The sequence below is a fragment of the Sphingomonas cynarae genome (assembly GCF_039537815.1).
In the GTDB taxonomy this organism is placed as follows: Bacteria; Pseudomonadota; Alphaproteobacteria; order Sphingomonadales; family Sphingomonadaceae; genus Sphingomonas; species Sphingomonas cynarae.
On sequence record NZ_BAABBF010000003.1, the window covers coordinates 299672 to 325637 of the forward strand.

Annotated in this window: 18 protein-coding genes and 1 pseudogene; 9 read left to right on the top strand and 10 right to left on the bottom strand. The window is 65.1% G+C overall.

The features are described 5' to 3' along the window. The first annotated feature begins 188 nt into the window (after window positions 1–188). The 6 genes from rpoB (at window position 189) to rfbA (ending at window position 12330) form a co-directional block, all read left to right on the top strand. Window positions 189–4370, top strand: coding sequence for a DNA-directed RNA polymerase subunit beta (gene rpoB / locus ABD719_RS08080; protein ID WP_344692837.1), 4182 nt, complete (start codon window positions 189–191; stop codon window positions 4368–4370). 76 nt (window positions 4371–4446) lie between these two features. Beyond that, on the top strand, window positions 4447–8733 hold the full coding sequence (gene rpoC / locus ABD719_RS08085; protein ID WP_344692838.1) for a DNA-directed RNA polymerase subunit beta': 4287 nt from the start codon (window positions 4447–4449) through the stop codon (window positions 8731–8733). Between the two features lie 189 nt (window positions 8734–8922). Next, a complete protein-coding gene (gene rfbC / locus ABD719_RS08090) occupies window positions 8923–9489 on the top strand; it encodes a dTDP-4-dehydrorhamnose 3,5-epimerase (RefSeq protein ID WP_344692839.1) in 567 nt (188 codons plus the stop codon). A 9-nt stretch (window positions 9490–9498) separates the two neighbouring features. Next, window positions 9499–10554, top strand: a complete 1056-nt coding sequence (gene rfbB / locus ABD719_RS08095) for a dTDP-glucose 4,6-dehydratase (RefSeq protein ID WP_344692840.1) — start codon at window positions 9499–9501, stop codon at window positions 10552–10554. Beyond that, window positions 10523–11467 carry a dTDP-4-dehydrorhamnose reductase gene (rfbD, locus tag ABD719_RS08100; RefSeq protein ID WP_344692841.1) on the top strand — a complete coding sequence of 315 codons (945 nt, stop codon included), beginning with the start codon at window positions 10523–10525 and terminating at the stop codon, window positions 11465–11467. Before rfbB ends, rfbD begins: the two co-directional genes overlap by 32 nt. Further along, window positions 11464–12330, top strand: coding sequence for a glucose-1-phosphate thymidylyltransferase RfbA (gene rfbA / locus ABD719_RS08105; protein WP_344692842.1), 867 nt, complete (start codon window positions 11464–11466; stop codon window positions 12328–12330). The genes rfbD and rfbA overlap by 4 nt, the downstream gene beginning before the upstream one ends. Before the next feature lie 77 nt (window positions 12331–12407). Here rfbA and ABD719_RS08110 read toward each other — a convergent pair whose 3' ends face one another. The 5 genes and pseudogenes from ABD719_RS08110 to ABD719_RS08135 form a co-directional block, all read right to left on the bottom strand. Beyond that, on the bottom strand, window positions 12408–13100 hold the full coding sequence (locus ABD719_RS08110; RefSeq protein ID WP_344692843.1) for a hypothetical protein: 693 nt from the start codon (window positions 13098–13100) through the stop codon (window positions 12408–12410). 113 nt (window positions 13101–13213) lie between these two features. Then, a complete protein-coding gene (locus ABD719_RS08115; RefSeq protein WP_344692844.1) occupies window positions 13214–13891 on the bottom strand; it encodes an Npun_F0296 family exosortase-dependent surface protein in 678 nt (225 codons plus the stop codon). 270 nt (window positions 13892–14161) lie between these two features. Further along, a pseudogene (locus ABD719_RS18680) lies at window positions 14162–15645 on the bottom strand (undecaprenyl-phosphate glucose phosphotransferase). Window positions 15646–15701: 56 nt separating this feature from the next. After that, on the bottom strand, window positions 15702–16883 hold the full coding sequence (locus ABD719_RS08130) for a glycosyltransferase family 2 protein (RefSeq protein ID WP_344692846.1): 1182 nt from the start codon (window positions 16881–16883) through the stop codon (window positions 15702–15704). Beyond that, on the bottom strand, window positions 16880–18073 hold the full coding sequence (locus ABD719_RS08135; RefSeq protein WP_344692847.1) for a glycosyltransferase family 4 protein: 1194 nt from the start codon (window positions 18071–18073) through the stop codon (window positions 16880–16882). The genes ABD719_RS08130 and ABD719_RS08135 overlap by 4 nt, the downstream gene beginning before the upstream one ends. Window positions 18074–18254: 181 nt before the next feature. Between ABD719_RS08135 and ABD719_RS08140 the strand changes: the two genes are divergently transcribed. Beyond that, entirely contained in the window at window positions 18255–18764 is a 510-nt protein-coding gene (locus ABD719_RS08140) for a serine O-acetyltransferase (protein ID WP_344692848.1), read from the top strand. Here ABD719_RS08140 and ABD719_RS08145 read toward each other — a convergent pair whose 3' ends face one another. Genes ABD719_RS08145 through ABD719_RS08160 form a run of 4 tightly spaced genes read right to left on the bottom strand, consistent with a single transcriptional unit; the run spans window position 18765 to window position 22562 of the window. Beyond that, entirely contained in the window at window positions 18765–19934 is a 1170-nt protein-coding gene (locus tag ABD719_RS08145) for a glycosyltransferase (protein WP_344692849.1), read from the bottom strand. Next, window positions 19931–20470, bottom strand: a complete 540-nt coding sequence (locus ABD719_RS08150) for a serine O-acetyltransferase (protein ID WP_344692850.1) — start codon at window positions 20468–20470, stop codon at window positions 19931–19933. The genes ABD719_RS08145 and ABD719_RS08150 overlap by 4 nt, the downstream gene beginning before the upstream one ends. Beyond that, window positions 20467–21468 carry a glycosyltransferase family 2 protein gene (locus tag ABD719_RS08155; RefSeq protein ID WP_344692851.1) on the bottom strand — a complete coding sequence of 334 codons (1002 nt, stop codon included), beginning with the start codon at window positions 21466–21468 and terminating at the stop codon, window positions 20467–20469. Before ABD719_RS08155 ends, ABD719_RS08150 begins: the two co-directional genes overlap by 4 nt. Then, entirely contained in the window at window positions 21465–22562 is a 1098-nt protein-coding gene (locus ABD719_RS08160) for a glycosyltransferase family 2 protein (RefSeq protein ID WP_344692852.1), read from the bottom strand. Before ABD719_RS08160 ends, ABD719_RS08155 begins: the two co-directional genes overlap by 4 nt. 216 nt (window positions 22563–22778) lie before the next feature. Between ABD719_RS08160 and ABD719_RS08165 the strand changes: the two genes are divergently transcribed. Then, window positions 22779–23864, top strand: a complete 1086-nt coding sequence (locus ABD719_RS08165; protein ID WP_344692853.1) for an acyltransferase family protein — start codon at window positions 22779–22781, stop codon at window positions 23862–23864. A gap of 67 nt (window positions 23865–23931) precedes the next feature. On the opposite strand, the gene ABD719_RS08170 is transcribed toward ABD719_RS08165, so the two are convergent. After that, window positions 23932–25275: a hypothetical protein gene (locus ABD719_RS08170; RefSeq protein ID WP_344692854.1), complete on the bottom strand. Its 1344-nt coding sequence runs from the start codon at window positions 25273–25275 to the stop codon at window positions 23932–23934. 121 nt (window positions 25276–25396) lie between these two features. On the opposite strand from ABD719_RS08170, the gene ABD719_RS08175 reads away from it, so the two are divergent. After that, window positions 25397–25642 carry a hypothetical protein gene (locus ABD719_RS08175; protein ID WP_344692855.1) on the top strand — a complete coding sequence of 82 codons (246 nt, stop codon included), beginning with the start codon at window positions 25397–25399 and terminating at the stop codon, window positions 25640–25642. Window positions 25643–25966 lie beyond the last annotated feature (324 nt).

Sequence of the window (25966 nt, forward strand, 5' to 3'; positions counted from 1 at the left end):
CGCGCCTATATCGCCGTCTTCACCACAGCTTCCGGGAAATGACATGCCGTCGCGCAGCGTGTCGATCGAATGGGAAACTGCCGGTTTCAGGACGCCGATCAGCCGACGCAGGGTTTGCGATCGGCTTTTTCGCGTCCGGTTTTTGCGCCCGTAATTCTGGCTGACCCAATCTGGTAGGGGCACTATTCATGGCGACCAAGGCGATCGACGGCGGCACGGCCCGGCGCGACAACAGGGGCGGCACCGCCAAGCGGCGCATCCGCAAGGTGTTCGGCAACATCCACGAAGTCGTGCAGATGCCGAACCTGATCGAGGTGCAGCGCGAAAGCTACGAGCAGTTCCTGCGCTCCGACAAGTCCACCGGTCACGTTTCCGGGCTGGAGAAGACGCTGCGGTCGGTATTCCCGATCCAGGACTTCGCCGGCACCGCCTATCTCGACTTCGACGATTACGTTCTCGAACCGCCGAAGTTCGACGTCGAGGAATGCCGCCAGCGGGGCATCACCTATGCCGCGCCGATGCGCGTCACGCTGCGCCTGACCGCGTTCGAGGTCGATCCGGATACCGAAGCCAAGTCGGTGATCGATATCAAGGAGCAGGACGTCTACATGGGCGACATGCCCCTGATGACGGAGAACGGCACCTTCTTCATCAACGGCACCGAGCGCGTGATCGTGTCGCAGATGCACCGGTCGCCGGGCGTGCTGTTCGACCACGATCGCGGCAAGACCCACGCGTCGGGCAAGTATCTGTTCGCCGCGCGCGTCATCCCGTATCGCGGTTCGTGGCTCGACTTCGAGTTCGATGCCAAGGACATCGTCAACGTCCGCATCGACCGGAAGCGCAAGCTGCCGGTGACGGCGCTGCTGTACGCGCTGGGCATGACCAGCGAGGACATCCTCAACGAATTCTACAACCGCGTCACCTATGTGCGCGGTCAGGGCGGCTGGATCATCCCGTTCGCGGCCGAGAACTGGCGCGGCGTGAAGCCGCTGTTCGACATCGTCGACGCCTCGTCGGGCGAGGTGGTGTTCGCCGCGCAGCAGAAGATCAGCCCCCGCGCCGCCAACAAGGCGGCCAAGGACGGCCTGACCGAACTGCTGATCCCGACCGAGGAAATCTACGGCCGCTATTCCGCCTATGACCTCATCAACGAGGCGACGGGCGAAATCTATGTCGAGGCGGGCGACGAGATCGGTGCCGACAACCTGGAGGCGCTGGACAAGGCCGGGATCGAGCGGATCGAACTGCTCGACATCGACCATGTCTCGACCGGCCCGTGGATCCGCAACACGCTGAAGGCCGACAAGGCCGAGGAGCGCGAGCAGGCGCTGTCCGACATCTATCGCGTGATGCGCCCCGGCGAGCCGCCGACGCTGGAGACGGCGGAGTCGCTGTTCAGCGGCCTGTTCTTCGATCCCGACCGCTACGACCTGTCGGCGGTGGGCCGCGTCAAGCTGAACATGCGCCTCGACCTCGATGCCGAGGACACCGTCACGACGCTGCGGACCGAGGATATCCTCGCCGTCGTCAAGACGCTGGTCGGCCTGAAGGACGGCAAGGGCGAGATCGACGACATCGACAATCTCGGCAACCGCCGCGTCCGGTCGGTGGGTGAGCTGCTGGAGAACCAGTACCGCGTCGGCCTGCTCCGCATGGAGCGCGCCGTGAAGGAGCGGATGTCGTCGGTGGACGTGTCCACCGTGATGCCGAACGACCTCATCAACGCCAAGCCGGCGGTGGCCGCGGTACGTGAATTCTTCGGCTCGTCGCAGCTGTCGCAGTTCATGGATCAGACCAACCCGCTGTCCGAAGTGACGCACAAGCGTCGCGTCTCGGCGCTCGGGCCGGGCGGTCTGACGCGCGAGCGCGCGGGCTTCGAAGTCCGCGACGTTCACCCGACGCATTATGGCCGCATCTGCCCGATCGAAACGCCGGAAGGCCCGAACATCGGCCTCATCAACTCGCTGGCGTCGTTCAGCCGGGTGAACAAGTACGGCTTCATCGAGACGCCGTACCGCAAGGTCGTCGACCACAAGGTGACCAACGACGTCGTCTACCTGTCGGCGATGGAGGAGGCCAAGCACACGATCGCGCAGGCATCCGCCGAACTGACCGACGACAACGGCTTCGCCGAGGAACTGGTTTCGTCGCGTCAGGCTGGCGAATTCCTGATGGCGCTGCCCGACAACGTCACGTTGATGGACGTCAGCCCGAAGCAGCTGGTGTCGGTCGCCGCGTCGCTGATTCCGTTCCTGGAAAACGATGACGCCAACCGCGCCCTGATGGGCTCGAACATGCAGCGTCAGGCGGTGCCGCTGGTCCGTGCCGAGGCGCCGTTCGTCGGCACCGGCATGGAAGAGACGGTGGCGCGCGATTCGGGCGCCGCGATCTCGGCGAAGCGTGCCGGCGTGGTCGACCAGGTCGACGCCGCCCGCATCGTGATCCGCGCCACCGGCGAGGTCGATTCGGCCAAGTCGGGCGTGGACATCTACACGCTGATGAAGTTCCAGCGCTCGAACCAGTCGACCTGCATCAACCAGCGTCCGCTGGTGAAGGTGGGCGACGTGGTGATGGCCGGCGACGTGATCGCCGACGGCCCGTCGACCGAGTTCGGCGAGCTGGCGCTGGGCCGTAACGCGCTCGTCGCGTTCATGCCCTGGAACGGCTACAACTACGAGGATTCGATCCTCATCTCCGAGCGGATCGTGAAGGACGACGTGTTCACGTCGATCCATATCGACGAGTTCGAGGTGATGGCCCGCGACACCAAGCTGGGGCCGGAGGACATCACCCGCGACATCCCGAACGTTGGCGAGGAAGCGCTGCGCAACCTCGACGAGGCGGGCATCGTGTACATCGGCGCAGAGGTGGAGCCGGGCGACATCCTGGTCGGCAAGATCACGCCGAAGGGCGAAAGCCCGATGACGCCGGAGGAGAAGCTGCTCCGCGCCATCTTCGGCGAGAAGGCGTCGGACGTGCGCGACACCTCGCTGCGCCTGCCGCCGGGTGTTGCCGGCACGATCGTCGACGTCCGCGTCTTCAATCGCCACGGCATCGACAAGGACGAGCGCGCGATGGCGATCGAGCGCGAGGAGATCGAGCGCCTGAAGAAGGATTCGGACGACGAGCGCACGATCCTGAACCGGGCGACGTGGAGCCGCCTGCGCGAGATGCTGCTCGATCAGGTCGCGACCGCGGTGCCCAAGGGCCTGAAGAAGGGCTCGACCATCGACATGGACCTGCTCGACAGCGTCGAGCGCCATGACTGGTGGAAGTTCGCGGTGCAGGACGACAAGGTCCAGGGCGACCTGGAAGCCGTCAAGCAGCAGTATGACGAGGCCGCCAAGCGGATCACGGACAAGTTCCACGATCGCCGCGAGAAGCTGGAGCGGGGCGACGAGCTGCCGCCGGGCGTGCTGAAGATGGTCAAGGTGTTTGTGGCGGTAAAGCGCAAGCTGCAGCCGGGCGACAAGATGGCCGGCCGTCACGGCAACAAGGGCGTCATCAGCCGCATCCTGCCGCAGGAGGACATGCCGTTCCTTGCGGACGGGACGCCGGTCGATCTGGTGCTCAACCCGCTCGGCGTGCCGTCGCGGATGAACGTCGGCCAGATCTTCGAGACGCATCTCGGCTGGGCGGCCCGCAACCTGGGCATGCAGGTCGCGGCACAGCTGGAGGACTGGCGCGAGGCCAATCCCGACGCCAAGCCGGGCGTGATGCCCGATGCGGTCCGCAACCGCCTGATCGAGGTGTATGGCGAGCATTATGCCGACGACATCGCCGCGCGCGAGCCGGAGGAAGTCGCCGAACTGGTGCATAACATCCGCACCGGCATCCCGATGGGCACGCCCGTGTTCGATGGCGCGGTCGAGGCCGACGTCACCGATATGCTGGCGCTGGCGGGTCTCGACTCGTCCGGGCAGTCGGAACTGTTCGACGGACGTACCGGCGACATGTTCGACCGCAAGGTCACGGTGGGCATCATCTACATGCTGAAGCTCCACCACCTTGTCGACGACAAGATCCACGCCCGGTCGATCGGCCCCTACTCGCTCGTCACCCAGCAGCCGCTGGGCGGCAAGGCGCAGTTCGGCGGTCAGCGGTTCGGCGAGATGGAGGTCTGGGCACTTCAGGCTTACGGTGCGGCGTATACCCTGCAGGAAATGCTGACGGTGAAGTCGGACGACGTGGTCGGCCGCACCAAGGTCTACGAGGCGATCGTCAAGGGTGATGACACGTTCGAGGCCGGCATTCCGGAGAGCTTCAATGTGCTCGTCAAGGAAATGCGCTCGCTGGGCCTGAACGTCGACCTGAAGACCAGCGAACCCGGCGTCGATTCCGACGGCATCGCCATCGCGGCGGAGTGACGGATCGAGGGAGCCCGGCCCCCGCGGCCGGGCTCCACCGCCGCCTGACAAGTTTCGCCCCTAGAGGGAAGAGAACATGAACGAACTGACCAACTTCGCGAACCCGATCGCCAAGCCCGAAACCTTCGACCAGATCCAGATCGGCATCGCTTCGCCCGACAAGATCCGGTCATGGTCGTTCGGCGAGATCAAAAAGCCCGAAACCATCAACTATCGCACGTTCAAGCCCGAGCGTGACGGCCTGTTTTGCGCGCGCATCTTCGGTCCGATCAAGGATTACGAGTGCCTGTGCGGCAAGTACAAGCGCATGAAGTACAAGGGCATCGTCTGCGAGAAGTGCGGTGTCGAAGTCACGGTGTCGAAGGTTCGCCGTGAGCGGATGGGCCATATCGAACTGGCCGCGCCGGTCGCGCACATCTGGTTCCTGAAGTCGCTGCCGTCGCGCATCGGCCTGCTGCTCGACATGCAGTTGAAGCAGCTGGAGCGGGTGCTGTATTTCGAGGCGTATATCGTCATCGAACCCGGCCTGACCCCGCTGGAGAAGTTCTCGCTCCTGACCGAGGACGAGCTGCTCGACGCGCAGGATCAGTATGGCGAGGACGCGTTCTCGGCCGGGATCGGCGCCGAGGCGGTCCGCATCATGCTGGAGTCGCTCGACCTTGAAGGCGAGCGCAAGGAGCTGCTCGAAGAGCTGGCGACGACCAAGTCGGAGCTGAAGCCCAAGAAGATCATCAAGCGCCTGAAGGTCGTCGAATCGTTCATCGATTCGGGCAACCGTCCGGAGTGGATGATCCTTGAGGTCGTGCCGGTCATTCCGCCCGAACTGCGCCCGCTGGTGCCGCTGGACGGCGGCCGCTTCGCGACGTCGGATCTGAACGACCTGTATCGCCGCGTGATCAACCGCAACAACCGCCTGAAGCGGCTGATGGAACTACGCGCGCCGGACATCATCGTCCGCAACGAAAAGCGCATGTTGCAGGAAGCCGTCGACGCGCTGTTCGACAACGGCCGTCGCGGTCGCACGATCACGGGCGCCAACAAGCGTCCGCTGAAGTCGCTGTCAGACATGCTGAAGGGCAAGCAGGGCCGCTTCCGCCAGAACCTTCTCGGCAAGCGCGTCGATTATTCGGGCCGTTCGGTCATCGTGACCGGGCCGGAGCTGAAGCTGCACCAGTGCGGCCTGCCGAAGAAGATGGCGCTCGAACTGTTCAAGCCGTTCATTTACGCGCGCCTCGACGCCAAGGGCTTGAGCATGACGCTCAAGCAGGCGAAGAAGTGGGTCGAGAAGGAGCGCAAGGAAGTCTGGGACATCCTGGACGAGGTGATCCGCGAGCATCCGGTGATGCTGAACCGCGCACCGACGCTCCACCGTCTCGGCATCCAGGCCTTCGAGCCGGTGCTGATCGAGGGCAAGGCGATCCAGCTTCACCCGCTGGTCTGCTCCGCGTTCAACGCCGACTTCGACGGCGACCAGATGGCCGTGCACGTCCCGCTGAGCCTTGAGGCCCAGCTGGAAGCGCGCGTCCTGATGATGTCGACCAACAACATCCTGTCGCCGGCGAACGGCAAGCCGATCATCGTGCCGTCGCAGGACATGGTGCTGGGCCTGTATTACCTGTCGATGATGAAGGAAGGCGAGCCGGGCGAAGGCATGCTGCTCGGCGACATGGCCGAGGTGCATCAGGCGCTCAACGCCCAGGCGGTGACGCTGCACACCAAGATCATCAGCCGCGTTCCGCAGACCGATGAACAGGGCAAGCAGTATCTGAAGCGGTACGAAACGACGCCGGGCCGTATGCTGCTGGGCGAAACCCTGCCGCACAGCCACAAGGTGCCGTTCGAAACCGTCAACCGCCTGCTCACCAAGAAGGACGTGGGCGACGTGATCGACGAGGTCTATCGTCACACCGGGCAGAAGGAGACCGTGCTGTTCGCCGATGCGATCATGGCACTGGGCTTCCGTCACGCATTCCGCGCCGGCATCTCGTTCGGCAAGGACGACATGATCATCGCGCCGGACAAGGACAAGTTGGTCGACGAGACGCGGGATCAGGTGAAGGACTTCGAGCAGCAGTATCAGGACGGCCTGATCACGCAGCAGGAGAAGTACAACAAGGTGATCGACGCCTGGAGCCGTTGCGGCGATCAGGTCGCGAACTCGATGATGAACGAGATCAAGGCCGTCCGTCACTATGAAGACGGTCCCAACAAGGGCCGCGAGAAGGACATCAACTCGATCTACATGATGGCGCACTCCGGCGCGCGTGGTTCGCAGGCGCAGATTAAGCAGCTCGCCGGTATGCGCGGGCTGATGGCCAAGCCGTCGGGCGAGATCATCGAGACGCCGATCATCTCGAACTTCAAGGAGGGCCTGACCGTCCTCGAATACTTCAACTCCACCCACGGCGCGCGCAAGGGCCTCGCGGATACGGCATTGAAGACCGCGAACTCGGGCTACCTCACCCGCCGCCTCGTCGACGTGTCGCAGGATTGCGTCATCATCGAGGAGGATTGCGGCACCGAGCGCGCGCTGGAGATGAAGGCGATCGTGCAGGGCGGCTCGACCATCGCCTCGCTCGGCGAGCGCATCCTCGGCCGCACCACGGCCGAGGACGTGGTCGACCCGAAGACCGGCAAGGTCGTCATCCCGACGGGCACGTTGCTCGACGAGGCGATGATCGTGACGATCGAGGGGATCGGCATCCAGGGGATGAAGATCCGGTCGCCGCTGGTCTGCGAGAGCAAGATCGGCGTCTGCGGCAAGTGCTACGGGCGTGATCTCGCCCGCGGTACGCCGGTCAACATCGGCGAGGCGGTCGGCGTCATCGCGGCACAGTCGATCGGTGAACCGGGCACCCAGCTGACGATGCGGACCTTCCACATCGGTGGTGCGGCGCAGCTGAACGAGCAGTCCAACCTGGAGGCGCCGGTCGACGGCACCGCCCAGTACAAGGACCTGCGCGTCATCATCGACCAGCGTGGTCGTCGCGTGGTGCTCAGCCGTTCGGGCGAGATCGTCATCAGCGACATGGACGGTCGCGAACTGTCGACGCATCGCATCCCGTACGGCGCCTATGTGCTGTTCGACGACGGCCATGTGCTGTCGAAGGGCGATCGCATGGCGGAATGGGACCCGTTCACCATGCCGGTCATCACCGAGAATTCGGGCGTGGTGAAGTATCAGGACCTGATCGAAGGCAAGACGCTGACCGAGCAGACCGACGAAGCGACGGGCATCGCCCAGCGCGTCGTCATCGAGTATCGTACCTCGACCAAGTCGAAGGAGGATCTGCGTCCCCGCCTGACCCTGACGGGATCGGACGAGGGCGAGGCCGCCCGCTACATGCTGGCAGCCGGCGCGACCCTGTCGGTCGACGACAACGCGCAGGTCCATGCCGGCGACGTGCTGGCGCGTGTCAGCCGTGAATCGGCCAAGACCCGCGACATCACCGGTGGTCTGCCGCGCGTCGCCGAGCTGTTCGAGGCGCGCAAGCCGAAGGAGAACGCGATCATCGCCAAGGTTTCCGGCCGGGTCGTGTTCGGCAAGGACTACAAGGCGAAGCGCAAGATCGGCATCCAGCCCGAGGATGGCGGCGACGTCGTCGAGTATCTGGTGCCGAAGTCGAAGGTGATCGACGTTCAGGAAGGCGATTACGTCAAGCGTGGCGACAACCTGATCGGCGGCTCGCCCGATCCGCACGACATTCTCGAAGTGCTCGGCATCGAGCCGCTGGCGGAATATCTCGTGTCGGAAATCCAGGAGGTCTATCGTCTCCAGGGCGTGAAGATCAACGACAAGCACATCGAGACGATCGTCCGCCAGATGCTGCAGAAGGTCGAGATCATCGAATCGGGCGACACCACGCTGCTGGTCGGCGAACAGGTGGACCGCGAGGAGATGGACGCGATCAACGACAAGCTGGAGGCGGGTCAGGCACGCGCCGCCGGCAAGCCGATCCTGCTGGGTATCACCAAGGCGTCGCTGCAGACCCGCAGCTTCATCTCGGCCGCCTCGTTCCAGGAAACTACCCGCGTCCTCACGGAAGCGGCAGTCCAGGGCAAGCAGGACACGCTGATGGGCCTGAAGGAGAACGTGATCGTCGGCCGCCTGATCCCGGCGGGCACGGGTGCGGGCATGAACCGCCTCCGCGTCGCCGCGAACAGCCGCGATGCCGCTCTCCGCGTTCAGCAGCGCGCCCTGTCGGCCGCGATCGTCGCACCCGCCAGCGCGGCCGAACTTCGCGCGGCGGAAACGAAGCGGTCGCGTCGGGACGACACCGGCACCGGCAGCGATCCGCTCGCCGAGGTGGTGGCGTCGGGCGACGGCAGCGATGCCGCCGCGGGCGAATATCTGAACGACTGATCATCTGGCAACGGGTGACGATCGAGCCGCCGTCCGGGCAACCGGGCGGCGGTTTTTTCATGTTTCAGGCGCCATAATATTGGTTTCGATGACGAATCGTCCCGAAACCGACCGGTTCGTCGCTGCACTGCAACATATGCGATGCATCCCCGACTTGTTTATGAGCCCGGTTTAGGGAATGAAGCGACCATGCAATCGGCACTCCCTACCCTCATCGAACCACGCCGTTTCGGCGACGCCCGTGGCTGGTTCACCGAAGTCTATAACGAGGCGACCTTCGCCGAGCGGGGGATCACCTGCCGCTTCGTGCAGGACAATCACTCGTTGTCGGCACCGGTCCACACGCTGCGTGGGCTTCATTTCCAGCGCGAACCGCATGGCCAGGACAAGCTGGTCCGCTGCATTCGTGGCCGGATTTATGACGTCGCGGTCGATATCCGCAAGGGATCGCCGACCTATGGTCAGTATGTCGGGGCGGAACTGACCGCCGAAAACGGACATCAGCTGTTCGTGCCGGTTGGCTTCGCGCACGGTTTCCTGACGCTGGAGCCGGATTGCGAGGTCACCTACAAGGTGTCGTCGCTCTACGCGCCCGATTGCGATGGCGGCGTCCGCTGGGACAGTTGCGGCATCGATTGGCCGATGCCCGCCGGCACCACCCCGGAACTGTCGGCCAAGGACGTGGTCCTGCCGACCCTCGCCGATTTCGACAGCCCCTTCCCCTATGACGGTCGCCCGCTGGCGCCCCTGGCCTGAGGTAACATCATGCGCATCCTGCTCACCGGCGGTGCCGGCTTCATCGGCTCGGCCCTCGTCCGCCAGTTGATCGAACACAGCGAACACGAGGTTCTGAACTTCGACAAGCTTACCTATGCCGGCACGCTGACGACGGTCGAAAAGGTATCGAATTCCAACCGCTATCGCTTCGTGCAGGGCGACATCTGCGATGGTGCCGCGGTGCGTGCCGCGATCGAGGAATTCAAGCCCGAGATCATCACGCACCTGGCCGCCGAGAGCCATGTCGACCGTTCGATCGACGGGCCTGACGCGTTCATCCAGACCAACATCGTCGGCACCTTCCAGATGCTGACCGAAGCGCGCCGTTACTGGCAGACGCTGGAAGGCGCGGCCAAGGACGCGTTCCGTTTCCACCACATCTCCACCGACGAGGTGTTCGGTTCGCTCGGCGAAACCGGCTTCTTCACCGAAGAAACGCCCTACGATCCGCGCTCGCCCTATTCGGCGTCGAAGGCGAGCAGCGACCATCTCGTCTCTGCCTGGGGTCATACGTTCGGCCTGCCGGTGCTCATCACCAACTGCTCGAACAATTACGGGCCGTATCACTTCCCGGAGAAGCTGGTCCCGCTGATGATCGTCAAGGCGCTCGCCGGCGAAACCCTGCCCGTCTACGGCAAGGGCGATCAGGTCCGCGACTGGCTGTTCGTCGAGGATCACGCCCGCGCGCTCCAGACGGTGTTCGAAAAGGGTGCGGTCGGCCGTACCTACAATATCGGCGGCAATAACGAGAAGCAGAACGTGGAGGTGGTGAACACCGTCTGCGCGATCCTCGACCGCCTGCGTCCGCGCGCCGACGGCCAGTCCTATGCGACGCAGATCGGCTATGTCGCCGACCGTCCCGGCCACGACAAGCGCTACGCGATCGACGCGACCCGCATCCGCGAGGAACTGGGCTGGGAGCCGGCCGAGACCTTCGACAGCGGCATCGAGAAGACCGTCGCCTGGTATCTGGCGAACGAGAGCTGGTGGCGCCCGATCGTGGAAAAGAGCGGTGCCGACCAGCGCCGCGGCCTGGCGGCCTGAGCGCGATCGCATGAAGCAGGTACTCGTCACCGGCGGCTCCGGTCAGGTCGGCACCGAACTTGCCCGCCACCGGTGGCCGGAAGGCTGGGAAGCGGTAGCGCTGACCCGCGCCGATCTCGACCTCGGCGATCCCGTTGCGATCGCCGCCAAGGTGGCGGAGCGGCCATGGGCGGCGATCGTCTCGGCGGGTGCCTATACGGCGGTCGACAAGGCGGAAAGCGATGTGGTGACGGCGTGGGCGGTCAATGCGCTCGCCCCCGCCGCGCTGGCTGCCGCGGCGCATGGTGCGGGTATCCCGATCGTCCATGTCTCGACCGATTACGTCTTTCCCGGCGACCGGGACGGCGAATGGGAGGTCGACGATGCCGTCGCGCCGCTGGGCGTCTATGGCGCGTCCAAGCTGGGTGGCGAGTTGGCAGTGCGTACCGCCTGCCCGCGCCACGCGATCGTCCGCACCGCCTGGGTGGTGAGCGCGCACGGCAACAATTTCGTGAAGACGATGTTGCGCGTCGGCGCCGACCGGCCGAGCCTGCGCGTCGTTGCCGACCAGCGCGGCAGCCCGACCAGCGCCGCCGATCTCGCCGCCGCGCTGGCGACGCTGACGGTGCGGCTGGCCGATGATCCGGCGGCGGCGAGCGGCACCTATCATTTCTCGAACGCCGGCCCGACCGACTGGCATGGCTTCGCGGAGGAAATCTTCCGCCAGTCCGCCGCGCGTGGCGGCCCGTCGCCGACGGTCGAGCCGATCACCACTGCTGACTATCCGACGCCTGCGACCAGGCCTGCCAACTCGCTGCTCAGCCACCGCGCGATCGAGCGTGACCACGGCATCCAGCCGCGTGGCTGGCAGACCGCACTGGGCGACATCCTCGACGAATTATTGGGCACACCCCATCAGGAGAAGACAGCGTGAAGGGCATCATCCTTGCCGGCGGCTCCGGCACGCGGCTCCATCCGGCGACGCTGGCGATCAACAAGCAGTTGCTGCCGATCTATGACAAGCCGATGATCTATTATCCGCTGTCGGTGCTGATGCTGGCGGGTATTCGCGACATCCTCATCATCTCCAGCCCCGAATATATCGACAATTATCGCCGGATGTTCGGCGACGGATCGAACTGGGGCCTGACCATTCAATATGCCGAACAGCCCAAACCCGAAGGGCTGGCGCAGGCATTCACGATCGGCGCGGACTTCATCGGTGACGATAACGTCGCGCTGGTGCTGGGCGACAACATCTTCTTCGGCGCGCACCTGACCGACCTGCTGGCGAGCGCCGTGGCGCGGACCGAAGGCGCGACCGTGTTCAGCTACCGCGTCGACGATCCAGAGCGTTACGGCGTGGTCGAACTGGCCGAAGGCGGCAAGGCGATCAGCCTGGAGGAAAAGCCCGAAAAGCCGAAGTCCAACCATGCGGTGACCGGGCTGTACTTCTACGACAATCGCGTCGTGCAATATGCCCGCGACCTGAAGCCATCGCCACGCGGCGAGCTGGAGATCACCGATCTCAACCGGATCTACATGGAAGCCGGCGATCTCTATGTCGAGCAGATGGGCCGCGGTTATGCCTGGCTCGACACCGGTACGCATGATTCGCTGCTGGAAGCGTCGGAGTTCGTCCGCACCATCCAGCATCGACAGGGTATCCAGGTCGCCTGCCTGGAAGAAATCGCCTACGAACAGAAGTTCATCACCGCCGATCAGGCCCGCGCCGCGGGCGAGCGCCTGAAAAAGACGGCCTATGGCCGCGCGATCCTGACGGCGGTCGACGGCTGATCAGTCGATGGGCTGCCGGTCTGCGTACCGGCGGCCCATCCGGCATCGCTACCAGCGGATTGCCGGCATCGCGATCATCAGGGTGTCGTGGCCCGATCGTCGGTCGCAGCCATGCATTCGCGTTGCGTCCTGACGTCGCTGTCGCCGTCCCGCCGGGTCAGGATCGACAAGGTCCGGCAGCCCCGGTCCATCGGCCCCGCCACCACGAAGCCGCGTTCCGCCCCGTCCACGCTCGTCCATTGCTGCATCGTACCGGTCCTGAGCGCCGCGGCGATCGCGGGCTGTCTCGCCTCCAGCCGCAGCGGAGCCTCGGCAGTGGCAGGCAATATCTCGTCCTCGATCGGTACGGCCATTGCCACCGTCGGTGCCGGTGCGATGGGCTTGGCCGCCATCGGCTGACGCGCGACTGTCCGCGCGGCGCTCGCTTGCGAACGGCGATCGATCCGGAAAGGAATCTTGTCCGGCACGGCGATGCTGACCAGATAATGCCCCGTCGCCGCCCGCGAGGCGTTCATCGCCAGCCCCAGCGTCGCCATGCCGGCAACAGAGCCCAGCACGACCGCGACGGCCCCCGTCAGCGACCACCGCCGCACCGGTGCCGTGCCGATCACCGCCGGGCGCGGGCGCGAACGCGATACCGCATAATGATCGACCCGCGTGAACGACAGCCGGTGCGATCCCGCCATCAGCGTCCATGATCGCTCGTGCCGCTGCATCTCGGGATCTTGCCGATACGGCACTGGCAGCCAAGCGGGGATATCGTCGTCCATCACCCGTCGATCCTACGTCGAACGCCGGATGTGACCAGCAAAATGATCGGCCCGGAACACGAAAAAGGGCATCGTGGCGGTCGGCCACGATGCCCTTTTTCCATTGTTCGCGTTCAGGCGAAGACGATGCGGGTACGCCGACGCCGTGCGCGCATCGACGTGGCGACCATGCCGAACCCGGCCAGCATCATCATCCAGGTCGCCGGTTCGGGCACCGCGAACACCAGATTGTCGACTTCCAGCGAGTTGGCACCCGTGCTGAACCGGATCGCTCCGATCAGGCCGTCATTGCCATCGGTGGTATAGGTAACGCGGCGGTTCATGATCGGCGATGTGCCGTCGCCGTTGGACGGGAACGGCGTGGTGAAATCGTCGCCGGAGAAGGACGCGATGATGGCGCCGCTCGTGTTCAGGATTTCAACGCCGTTATAATCGTCGATCGAGCCGATATAGAAGCTGACCGAGTTATAGCCACCGTTCGTGGAAGTGATCGTGGCGTTGCCATTTGCCTTGACCGCCAGATATTGCGATCCGTCGCTGAACGCCGGTTGCTGATATTGCAACTCCAGCGATCCGGCCACCAGTTCCGAACTGCCCGTCAGCGGATAATCGGCCGAGAATCCCGCCGGAATTGCCGAACTGTTGAAGTCGAATACGGTGGAATCGCCCCCCGTGGTCGGCGCCGCGAACGTCGCCGCGCTGCCGAACTGCGAGACCAACGTCGCCGCATTCGCCGGCAAGGCCGCCGTGACGGCCAGTGCCGCTACGACCAGTTTTACGCTATGTACCATGTCTTCCTCTCCCGTTCCGTACTCGCACACGGCCGCCGCTTTTTTACCTGGACCGGCTTGTCGTATGGAAAGCCACCGATGTGGCCACAGCAAAGGTAAAACAGGCATTAACGCTAAAGTAAACAAGTCCGGGGGGACGTCGCCCCGGTATCACAGTGTTTTTACAAGACATTTGTTGGTGACCGACAATTCCGTCCCAATCTGGAACAGTGGCGCGGCCACTACATATCAATTGTCATGCCGGCCGATCACTTCGGCCACGGGGGCAGATCAATAGGCAGATCGCGGGAACAACACGGCCGCGACAGTGCGGGCCATGATGTACAGATCGAATCCGACCGACCAGTGATCGATATAGAACAGGTCGAATTCGACCCGTTTCAGCAATTTTTCGTCCGTGTCCGTCTCGCCGCGCCATCCATTGACCTGCGCCCAACCGGTCATGCCCGGCTTCACCCGGTGGCGGGCGGCATATTTCTGGGTGGCCTCGCTGAACAATACGCCCGCCACCTTGGTGGAGGGGGCGTGCGGCCGCGGTCCGACCAGCGACATGTTGCCGACGACGACGTTGATGAGCTGCGGCACCTCGTCGATGCTGGTTGCGCGAATGATGCGGCCGACACGGGTGACGCGCGGATCGCCCTTCTGCGCCTGCCGGACCTCGTCATATTGCAGCATGTCGGTGCGCATCGACCGGAACTTCCAGATCCGGAACCGGCGATGGTTGAAACCCTCGCGCTCCTGCTTGAAGAAGACCGGGCCGGGGCTGTCGAGCTTGATGGCCAGCGCGACCAGCGCCAGGAACGGCGCAGCGAAGAACAGGATGATCGATCCGATCAGCAGGTCCTCTGCGCGCTTCACGACCTGATCGACGCCGTTGATCGGGCGTTCGAACACCGTCATCAACGGCAGGTCGCCCAGCATCACCATCGACTGGCCCGCCATCGTGAACGACGACAGATCGGGTGCCAGCCGGATCAGCACTGGCAGCATCGCCAGCCGGCCGACCACGTTCTGCAGTTCCTCATCGGTCGAGAACGGCATGGCGACGATCACCTGATCCACCCGCCCCGCCCGGATATCCGCCAGCAACTGCGCCACCCCGCCGCGGAACGGCGCGCAACCGCCTTCGTCGGCCACGACATGATCGTCGTAGCACCCGACCAGATCGATCGTCAGCAGGGTGTTGGGGCGATATAGCTCGCCAGCCGCCGTCCCTGCAGGTTCGATCCCAGGATCGCCACCCGCTCGTTGAAGACGCCGCGCCGCTTCAGCATCCGCAACGCCACCGTCTCGGCGCCACGGATCAACGTGAGCGTTACCGCGACCGACACGAACCAGAACACCGTCCATCCGCGCGAGAAGGATTCGGACGCCTTGAGGAAGAAGGCCAGCGTCAGCATCGCGACGCACGACCCGATCCAGGCGGTCACCACCCGCGTCCAGCCCTGGCGCAGCGAGAAGCGCGTATCGATGTCGTAACAGCCGGTCAGTTCGGCGACGAGCGCATAGACGATCGCGCTCAGCCACGCGACGCGGACATATTCGTCCAGCGGTCGCAGGTCGAATTCGGCATAGGTCAGCCAGATGCCGAGCAGGCCGACGACGACGACGGCCAGCCCCTCCAGCAGACGCGCGGCGAGGCTGGACATCTCCAGCATCGCCGGCGTGCGGCTGGCCCGGCGGTCCTCGCCATCTGGGCCGGTTCCTTTACCGGCATCGAGAAGGGGCGTTGCGATCGGTTCGGTTCCCATGATTCAGCGGCTCGCTTCGTCTATCGATAACCGGTCATGATTGACAATTCCCGACATTATTCGCGATCCGTCCTGATCCAGCGCCGCTCGCGGCGGAACACCGCCGCCAGCGACAGGCCAAGCTTCCACAGCACATAGCGTGGCACGTCGCGCCATCCCTGCAACATCGCCCCCTGCCCATGCGCGATCAGGGCGACGACGACCAGCAGCATCGCCGCCGCCGTCAATGTACCGAGCAGCGAGAGCGCGACGATGCCGCTGCCCGTAACCAGCGCAACGCCCGCCAGCAGCAGGATCGCGACGATATCCAGCGCCAGCAGCGGCACCAGCGGTGGGGTGAGCAGATGCATACCCAGCCAGATCATCCCCGGCCGGCCGCGCCCGATGCCCCGCCCGATCAACGTGCCGGCATGATCACCCGCGACTTGGAAGAAACCGGATTCCCAGCGGCGTCGCTGTACCGCGGTCCCGCGATCGTTGCTCGCGCTGCCCAGCACCACCGCACTAGGATCGAACAGCGGCGGCCTGCCATCCAGTGCGGCACGCACCCCCAGCATCAGGTCCTCCGCCACATGCCCCGTCGCCAGCGGCAGCGCCGAGAATATATCCCATGGAAACGCCATGCCCGATCCGGTCAGCAGCGCGGGTGCGCCCAGCCGCGCCGCGCCCAGCTGGCGTACCGCGTTCTTGACGTAGAAGGCGGCGGCGGAGAAGCGCGCGGTGCTGGCATCGGTGTCGGCCAGCGCGATCGTATAGGAACCCTGCACCGGCACGCCGGCGGCGATCGCCCGTGTCGCGACGCTCGCCAGCGCCCCCGGTGCCGGCACCGTATCGGCATCGACGACGATCACGCAGGCCGGCGGATCGGCGGCCAGCGCGGCCCGGCCGTGGTCGAGGGCGAAGCCCTTGCCGCGATTGACCGGATCGTGCCGTTCGATCACTCGTACACCCGTCGCGCGCGCGACCGCAGCCGTATCATCGGTGCAATTATCGGCGACGACGAGGATCGCCATGCCCTCCGGTGCGCCCGCGCGCATCGCGTGCAGCACCGCGGCGATGCCGCGCTCCTCGTCATGCGCGGGCACCAGCACGACCGCCGATCGCGGATCGAACCCGGCGTCAGACGACGGATGCGTCCGCCGCGGCATCGCGCCCAGCCCCGCCTCTACCACGAACACGGTGGTGGCGATCAGCAGCGGCACGACGAGCAGCAGGCAGACGAGGTCGGCGATCGTCATGCGGTCTCCATATGCTTCAGCAGCGCCGCGGCGTTGGCATGCGCGTCGTGATGGGCGGCGACACGCCCCCGCCCCACCGCGCCCATCCGCGCCCGGACACCGGCGTCGGTGGCCAGCGCCCGGGCCATCGCATCGGCCAGTGGTGCCGCGGCCCCCGCCGGAACGACCCAGCCGCATTGCTCATCGACGAGTTCGGGAATGCCCGCCACCGCCGTGGTGACGACGGGCGTCCCCACCGCCAGCGATTCCATGATGACGACGGGCAGTCCCTCGGCAAAGCTCGGCAGGACCATCGCGGCGGAGGCCCGCAGTTGCGCCGCGACATCGGCACCGCCACGGCTGCCGAGCAGCGCGACCTGCCCCCCCAGCCCCAACCGTTCGATCCCCCGCTCCAGCTCGTTCCGCAGCGGCCCGTCGCCGACCAGCGCCACGCGTGGCCGGATGCCCCGCTGCCCCAGCAGCGCCAGCGCCTCCAGCAGGATCGGCAGGCCCTTTTGCGGGGCCAGCCGCGCGATGCAGCAGAAGTCGAAATCAGGCTCGGCCACCCCCGCCGCCTCGTCGATCGTGGCGAGATCGACGCCGCAGCGCACCACCACGATCCGCGGCCACAACGCGACATCGACCCAGCGGCACAGCTGGCTGCGGCCATAATCGCTGATCGCCACGACGAACCTGGCATCCGCGATCTTGCCCGCCAGATCGAGTTCGCGCGGCGCATCGAACTCGTCGGGGCCATGGACGGTGAAGCTGTACGGGATATCCGACAGCAGATGCGCCATCCGGGCCACCGCCGCCGGGTTGGTGCCGAAATGGGCGTGAAGATGGCGAACATCGGCGCGCTTCATCGCCGCGGCCAGCCAGCATGCCTCCGCCAGATAGGCGGCCCGCGCGACGAGGCCGCGCAGCGTCGGCGGCGTCATCGTGCCGCCGGCGCGCCATGCCCGCCACGCCCGCCCCGGCCGGCCGATCGCGCCGCGCGCCGCGGTCATGAGCAGCGGCAGCGCCCGCCCCAGCACCACGGCGGTTCGCTCCCGCTCGGCCCGGTCGGCGGGATCGGGCAGGTCTTCGGGCGCGGCGCGGATCGAGAAACGATGGACATGATGGCCCGCCGCCTCGATCCCGTCGATCTCGCGACGGACGAAAGTATGGCTGACGGTGGGATAGCGATTGACGAGATACGCGATATTCATGGCAAGCCGGATCGCCCCCGTTCCGCTCTGCGCCGAACAGCCAACGCGAGGAAAGGACAAAGACGATCACACGCCGCAGGTCAACGTCTTCTCGCTACGCCGCGCTTGCAAAGCTGGCCACGACATGGATTGAAGCGACGGACCGCCCGACGCCGGGCATCAGGGGAATGGCGGCACGCCGATGGACAGCATGATCGATCTCCCATCCGGCGCGGCCGTGCCGGACTGGTCGCGCGAAGCGAAGCGGCGGATGCAATGGTATCCCTCACGCTCGTTGCTGGCGGCGATCCGGTCTTATCAAACCGCGCGCGGTCCGTTCGCCGGCCTGAAGCGGCGGCTGGCGATGGAGCGGCATCGTTTCTGGTCGATCGTGACCGGTGCTGATATTCCGATCGACGCGCGGATCGGCGGCGGCCTGTTGCTGCCGCATCCCAACGGCATCGTGATCTCCCCTGCCGCGACGATCGGCGTCAACTGCCTGCTGTTCCAGCAGGTGACGATCGGCGCGACCGAAGCGGGGACGCCCACCCTGGGCGATCACATCGATGTCGGCGCGGGCGCCAAGATCGTCGGGCCGGTCACGATCGGCGATCGTGCCCGGATCGGGGCCAATGCGGTCGTCACGCGCGATGTGCCGGCGGGCGCGACGGTCGGCGGCATCCCCGCGCGCATCATCGGCGCCCGCGACTGATTACCGCCTGGCGATCGCCTTGAGGTGATCGATCCGGACGGCGAAGGTCCGCTCGAAGCTGTGGTCGCGGCCGATCGCCGCCGCCGCGTCCGCCATCGCGGCCAGCCGGCCCCGATCGCCCGCCAGTACGGTGATCGCGCGGGCGGCGGCGGCGGGATCGTCCATCGGCACCGCGATGCCGACGTCACCCAGTGCCAGCACCCCGGCAAAGGCCGCATTGTCGTATCCGACGATCGGCACACCGCAACTCAGCGTCTCCAGATAGGTGCAGGAGGGATCGTCCTGCCGATGGCAGCACAGGAACAGGTCGACCCGTTCCTTCATCAGCGGCACCAGCACTGCGTCGAACGGCACCTTGCCGTGCAGGACGACCTGGTCGCCCAGCCCCTCCGCGTCGATCGCCTGCTGCATGCCCGGGCGCAGCACGCCGTCGCCATAGATATCGAGCGTAAAGGGCGTGCCCGCACGGCGCAGTTCGGCCGCGACGCGAACCAGATGATCGGCCCCCTTCATCGTCTCCAGCCGCCCCGAGAATACGATTCGCAGCGGCTGTCCCATCCGCATTGACTGCTGCTTGGCGGTCAGCGCGGCCGCCCCGATCTGCTGGTCATCGGTCAGCCGGCTGTCGAAATAGCGCAGGATGGACGGGCTCGACCGGCGATAGGCATCGTATCCCGGCTGGCCATTCGCCTGAAGCCCGGCCGATCCGGCGAAGGCACGACGGCGGCGGCGCTCGGTCAGGATCGTCCAGACCGCGTTCTTCAGCGCCGCCAGCGAACGGCCCTGTTCGATCGCGATGATCCGCAGCCGCGTCTTCAGCGTGTATTCGATGATGAACACCACCGGTGCGTCGGTCAGGCCGGGCACCGGCAGGTCGCGGTGATTGTCCCCCGCCGCCAGCACCACCGCCGCGTCGCAGGTCAGCGCGCCGATCCCGGTCGCATCGGGATCGATGAACGCGACCTCGAACGGCAGATCGGCGGCGGCATAGTCCCGCCCGAACGCGATCTGCGCCGGATCGCCCGCCCGGATCGCACAGCGGACCGGCCCACCCCACAGTCTGGCATAGAGCGCCAGTCCCTCGACCATCTTGATATCGAGGAAAAAGCCGTCGCCCCGCGCCGCCGCCGGCACGCTGGGCATCACCACCAATACGTCGCGCATGGTCATTGGCCCGCCTCCGTCGCGTTTCGCCGCAGGCGGATCGTCGCCGGCACGCCGATCGCCAGCGCCCCGGCTGGGACGTCGGCCAGCACGACCGCGTTGGCCCCGATCGCCGCCCCCGCGCCGATCGTCACCCGCCCCAGGATCACCGCGCCGGCACCCAGCTGGACATCGGCCATCAGGACCGGCGCCTCGTCCGGGCGATCGACCGTGCGCACCCCCAGCGTGCAGTTCTGCCGGATGATGCAGCGATCGCCGATCCGGGTCGCGCCATGGATCACGATGCCGCCCTGATGTTCGATCACCACGCCCTGCCCCACCTCGGCGGTATAGGGCAGTTCGATCCCATAGACGTTGCGGCAATAGCGGAACGCCCAGCGATAGATCATCGACAGAGGCGCGCGCAGCAGCGGCGACTGCACCGTCATCCGCCACACCCCGAACCGGTACGCCGCCAGGGCCCGCAAGCCGGGCCGGGTCCAGTCCGAACCGTTGGCGCGCCAGTCCGCCCGCCATTGCCGCCGGAGTTCGCCGATGCTCATGCCTGTCGTGCTTCCGGACCCTTGTATTCGATCAGCGCACCGCGCCGCCCGCTCAGTCGGCGCCAGTGGAACCGGGCGGCGCCCTTGGCCTGCGCGAACTTGCCGACCACCAGATGTACCGCCAGCGACCGGGCGAAAGCGGGGCTCACCCCCGGCTCGCGCGCCTTGCGCCGGGCGATGCGGACGATCTGCACCGGATAGAGCAGCAGGATCAGCAGCCCCGCCCACCAGCCGATCAGCCACGCCGCCACCACGATCAGCAGCGGCAGCGCCACACCCCAGGCGATCGTGCTGCGCACCTCGCGGCGCCAGTGCGGATCGCCAGCGCTGCCATGGCGCCACGCCAGTTCGGCAAAGGCGTGGCCGCTCCGCTCGGTCCGCCGCCACCATTGCCCGAAACGGGTCATCGCCGCGTCATGACGCGTCATCTCCGCGTCGATCCGCCTGATCCGCCAGCCCCGCTCCCGCAGCCGCTGGCACAGGTCGGGCTCCTCGCCGGCAATATAGTCGGGATTATAGCCACCGACCTGATCCAGCGCCGCCCGCCGGAACAGCGCGTCGCCGCCACACGACATCGCCTCCCCCACCGGCACGTCCCATTCGTCGTCGCACATGCGGTTATAGGCGCTGGTCTCCGGAAACCGTTCGCGCCGGCGGCCGAACACCACCGCCAGCCCGGGGTCGGCGCGTAGCGTCGCGGCCGCCCGGTCGAGCCAGCCGGCATCCAGCTCGCAATCGCCATCCACCATCTGCACGAAGGTCACGTCGCGGTCCGCCAACGCGGCCAGCCCGGCGTTGCGCGCCAGCGCGGCCGTGAACCGGGTCGCGGGCGGCAAGGTGACGACGGTCACCCCCCGTCCCTCGGCAAAGGCGACGCTGTCATCGGTCGACCCTGAATCAACATAGACGCGCGGCGCCTCCGGGGGCAGCGAGCGCAGGCAGGCCTTCAGCCGTTCTCCCTCGTTGCGGCCGATGGCGATGATGGCGACGTCGTTCACGAATGATCCTTCCACGCAGGCGGTCGATCGACCGGTTCATCCCAGCGACCGATCGCCGCCTCCCGGTCGAACCCGACGACACCCAGTCCGTTGCGGATCAGGTCGCGCCATTCGCCCGGCGCGTGCGCGCTGTCACGGCCGAGCCCCGCAATCTCCCGCAACCGCCAGATGCCGAATCCCGCCAGCCATGCCAGCCCGGACAGTCGCGCCCATCCCGGCCCATAGGCGCGGGCGAAGAAGCGCCGGCGCGAACGGAACCAGTAATCCGGCAGCTTGCGCTGCGCGCTCGCACCGTCGACCACGCCGGTGGCGGCCCCCCCGATATGCCGCACCCGGCTGGCAGGGACGAACAGCGCACGCCAGCCGGCGGCATGAAGGCGGTGCATCAGTTCCACCTCCTCGAAATACAGGAAGAACCCCTCGTCGAACAATCCACAGGCGCGCAGGGCCTCCGCCCGCAACAGCGCGCTGGCCCCGGTCACCCAGTCGGCCTCGACGATGTCGTCGCCCTGCGCCTCGACATTGATCGGCGCGACCCGGAGCAGGCGATCGAGCAATGGCGTCCCCGCCCCGCGCAGGAATTCGCGCGCGATGGTGGGGAAACGGAAGGCCGAGCCCAGCCGCCGCCCGTCATGGTCGATCAGCAAGCTGCCCGCCGATCCTGCATCGGGCCGGGCATCCAGTGCCGCGACCAGCCGGGCCAGCGCGCCGGGTTCCACCTCGGCATCCGGATTGAGCAGATGGATATAGGCGGGCGGCGCCGCGTCGGCCAAGGCCCGGCGGATCGCCTGATTATTGGCCCAGCCGAATCCGCCGTTGAGCGGGAGCGGCAGGAACGACACCCAGTCGACGAGCGCCGGTTCGGCCACCGCCGCCGCCAGCCGCGCGGCCGATCCGTCGCCCGAACCGCCATCGACCAGGATCACCCGCAATCCCGGCACCGCCTCCCGTTCCCCCGCCAGCGCGGCCAGACAGGCAAGCGACAGGTCGGGCGTGCGGTAATTGACGATCACCACGGTGACCCGCGAGGCGGTCGTCCGGGTCGCCGTTCCGTCAGGGGACTTGATCGTCGATGGTCCGGTCGGCTCTAGCACATCTTACCCCCATCGCCAGCGGACCCGTGACAGGGGGGATGCGGCGACCTTCCCGTGGCGGCCTGCTGCCACGTCATCAAACCCAAGTGAAGCAGATTTACGTATCTGCCGCACGGGCGTGACGTTGGAACGGCGTGACGTTGGAACCGTGCCCCTCGGCCAGCCTCTCCGCTAATACACATTGAAGCGCATGAGCCTCCACGGTAACTGATTGCCATGCAAGCAGCCGCCAAACGAGAAAATCTCACCATCGTGCAAGCACTTCGTGGGATAGCTGCCCTTTGGGTAGTCTTGTTTCACGCTAATGAAGGCGGCCATATACCGTCTCTGCGACAGGCACTGCCCGATCCGATCGGGTCATTTATATTCGATGCAGGCCATTTCGGCGTGGCCATATTCTTCGCGCTGAGCGGCTTTGTCATATCTTATGGCCTCGACAGGTCTAGCGCGACATTGGGATTTTTCGGCACCTTCATCCTTCGGAGATCGATCCGGCTTGATCCACCCTATTGGGCATCGATGATATTAGCCGTCGCGTTGATTGCCATATCGGGGTTGGTTAAGCACGAGAATTTTACCCTACCCGACACAAGTTCGGTGCTATCTCACCTGTTCTATTTGCAGGTCATTCTGGACAAGCCCGAGATAAACAGCGTTTATTGGACGCTGACATATGAAGTGCAGTTTTACCTGTTTTTCGTTGGCGCGATCGTGGCTAGGTTTTATCTGAGGCATATCTTCAATACACCGCTATATATCGCCATTGATATCGCCCTTTTCCTATGCGCGATATCATCGGCTTTGGGATTTTTTAAAAATGTCCATCCCGGGCTATTTTTTCCCTTGTGGTCCAGCTTTTATATCGGTGTACTAGCTCATACCGCCACCTTGTCGAAGCGGAAGATATTGGCTTTTATTGCCTTATTCGTCGCCATGTTGTTTAACGGCGAATTTTCTATCGTAAGTGCATTCACCGCGACATTTTTGCTGATTGCCATGACGTCGGGCTGGGCGAAGAGCGGAATGAACTGGCGATGGCTACAGTTCCTTGGCGGGATATCCTACAGCCTTTATCTCGTACACAATCCGGTAACCGGTGCCGTAAGCTTCGTGCTGAACAAAATACCGCTGCATGGGACGATTATCGATCTGCTCAAGCTGGTCATGATCGTCATATCTTCCGTTATCGCCGCTTATATATTCTGGTTCGTCATCGAGAAAAAAACGCATGATGTTGCCAGATCGATCACCGCGACCGGTTCGCCTACATCATGGCTCAAACGCAAAATGCGCCGTGAATGACATCACGGCGCATTTTACTATAGCTGGCAGGAATTAATCCCTTGCCGCACCCGAACTACGGCCTGCGTTATTTCCGACCCATGGCGATGGCGGCGCGTCGTTTGGGGGTTTCGCTGAGGGGCTGTCCGGAATATTCGCGCAGGCCCCAGGCGCCGAAGCTGCTGATGGGGCTGGTGCTCGAATACAGCATCAGCGTGTCGTTGAACCGCGTCTTCCAGTCGGTGATGTAGTTCGTGTAGATGTCGTACATCAGGTTCGACCGGTTGAGCGCACTGATGCGGGTCAGGCCACCCGTCTCCAGCACATGCTGCCCTGCCTCATAGGCGATGTATCGCTTGCCATACTTCTTCGCCCAGGCGGCATTGGCCTCACCCTCGTTGGCCAGCGTCTTCTTCGCCTCGCCGGCCAGATCGGACAGCAACAGGCCGGTGTCGGTCTGCTTGGCGCGCGCACCCTCGAAGAAGGAGTGACCGAAATACGGCGCGGTCGCCAGCGCATCGATGTTGTCCGCCAGCCCCGGGGCGGTCATCACCATCTCCGCGGTCCACGGGTTGCCGTGCTGCGTCGCGGCCACCCGGACCAGCTGACCCGGACGGTCGGCGAACACCTTCGCCCAGATCCGCATCACCTCGCCGGTGCGCTGCGCATAACGGCGCAGGTTGGCGATGAAGCCGTTGTCCGACAGCTTGCGGGCCAGCCCCTCCGCCTCTGCCTGACGGGCGACCGGGAAGGTATAGTTCCAGACCTCGTTCGACAGCTCGACATAGACGCGGCGGTTCGCCGGAATGCCGTCGTGCATCAACTGCGCCATGCGGGTGATATAATCGTCGTCCGCATTCCAGGGCACGTTCACCCAAGGCTCGGCCGACAGCTTGTTCGACAGCGCCACGATATGCTCCAGCGCAGGCCCCTGTGGGCGCGACTGGTAGATTGAGCCCGGCAGGGTCCGGTCAGCCCACTTCGCCGACTGCGGGTTCGTGTTCGCCGCCGACCAGTCCATAAATCGTAGCGTCCCGTAGGGCTTGAGCGAATCGATGAACTCCTGGCTGAACACGTCGCTGCGCGCCATGCCCTTCTCGCGGCAATCCAGATTGCGGACCGGATCACTGGCGCTCATGTTGCGCAGGCTCAGCCATACCCGCGCATCGCTCAGCTTGTTCGGCGAGAACCGGAACTCGGAACTGTGGTCGCCCGGACCATCACCGCCACCACCCCGGTTGCCCTGGATCGAAACCGTACCCGTCCCCTCCCAGGTGCAACGGATGATCGCACCTGCACCGGTCAGAACCTCCGCCGTCGGCGTCAGGATACGCACCACCTCGCGGCCTGCCGGCATCGCCGAGGGACGCATGTTGCCGTTGGCGTCCTGCTCGGAATCCGACACCTCGCCCCAGCCCTTGGCCGGATCCATCCAGTTCGATCCCGTCAGCAAATTCGCAAACGATCGCTCACCACTCCAATATGCCACGGTGCCCAAGTTGACACCAAGCTGAAAGCCGGGTTTGGCCGGCAGCGTGGGAGCAGGCGTTGGATTGGCCACCGGCTTCGGCGCCGCGGTGGGCGAATTCGATACCATAGGCTTGACCACCATGATGGACGAGGTCTTCACGTCGCTTGCGCCGGTCGATACGACGGCGCCAGCACCGATCAACGCTGCAACGGAAACACCGACCTTCAAAGCAGTCGATGAAATAGCAGAAGGCAGAACGCTGCCGGTTACTGCACTGGCCATGATGCTAAAGCTCCCGTGGAGTACAGTTTCTGTACGATCCAGTTAAATATTTTGCCATCAGACATCGTGTGGAGCGTTCGCTGCCGCCAACGCACGACCTAATGTCTATTGTCTCGACCTCGACAGCGTTGTCGATCGCCGATCCAATAAAACTGTACGTAGATGATTTGTCGGAAGAACCGGTTTACCGGTTGGGTTATTATCGATTAACCTAACCTGAAAGATTCTAGTGATCGGAACACCGGTTATATGGAAACCTTTATCGCCGCTTGATCGTTCAAGGCAAGGCTCCGCCTTGGCTGCACTGAACGTCATGGCGCGGCATTCGCGCATTTGGCCGCAGATGCAGCATAATAATGCTGTCACGCAC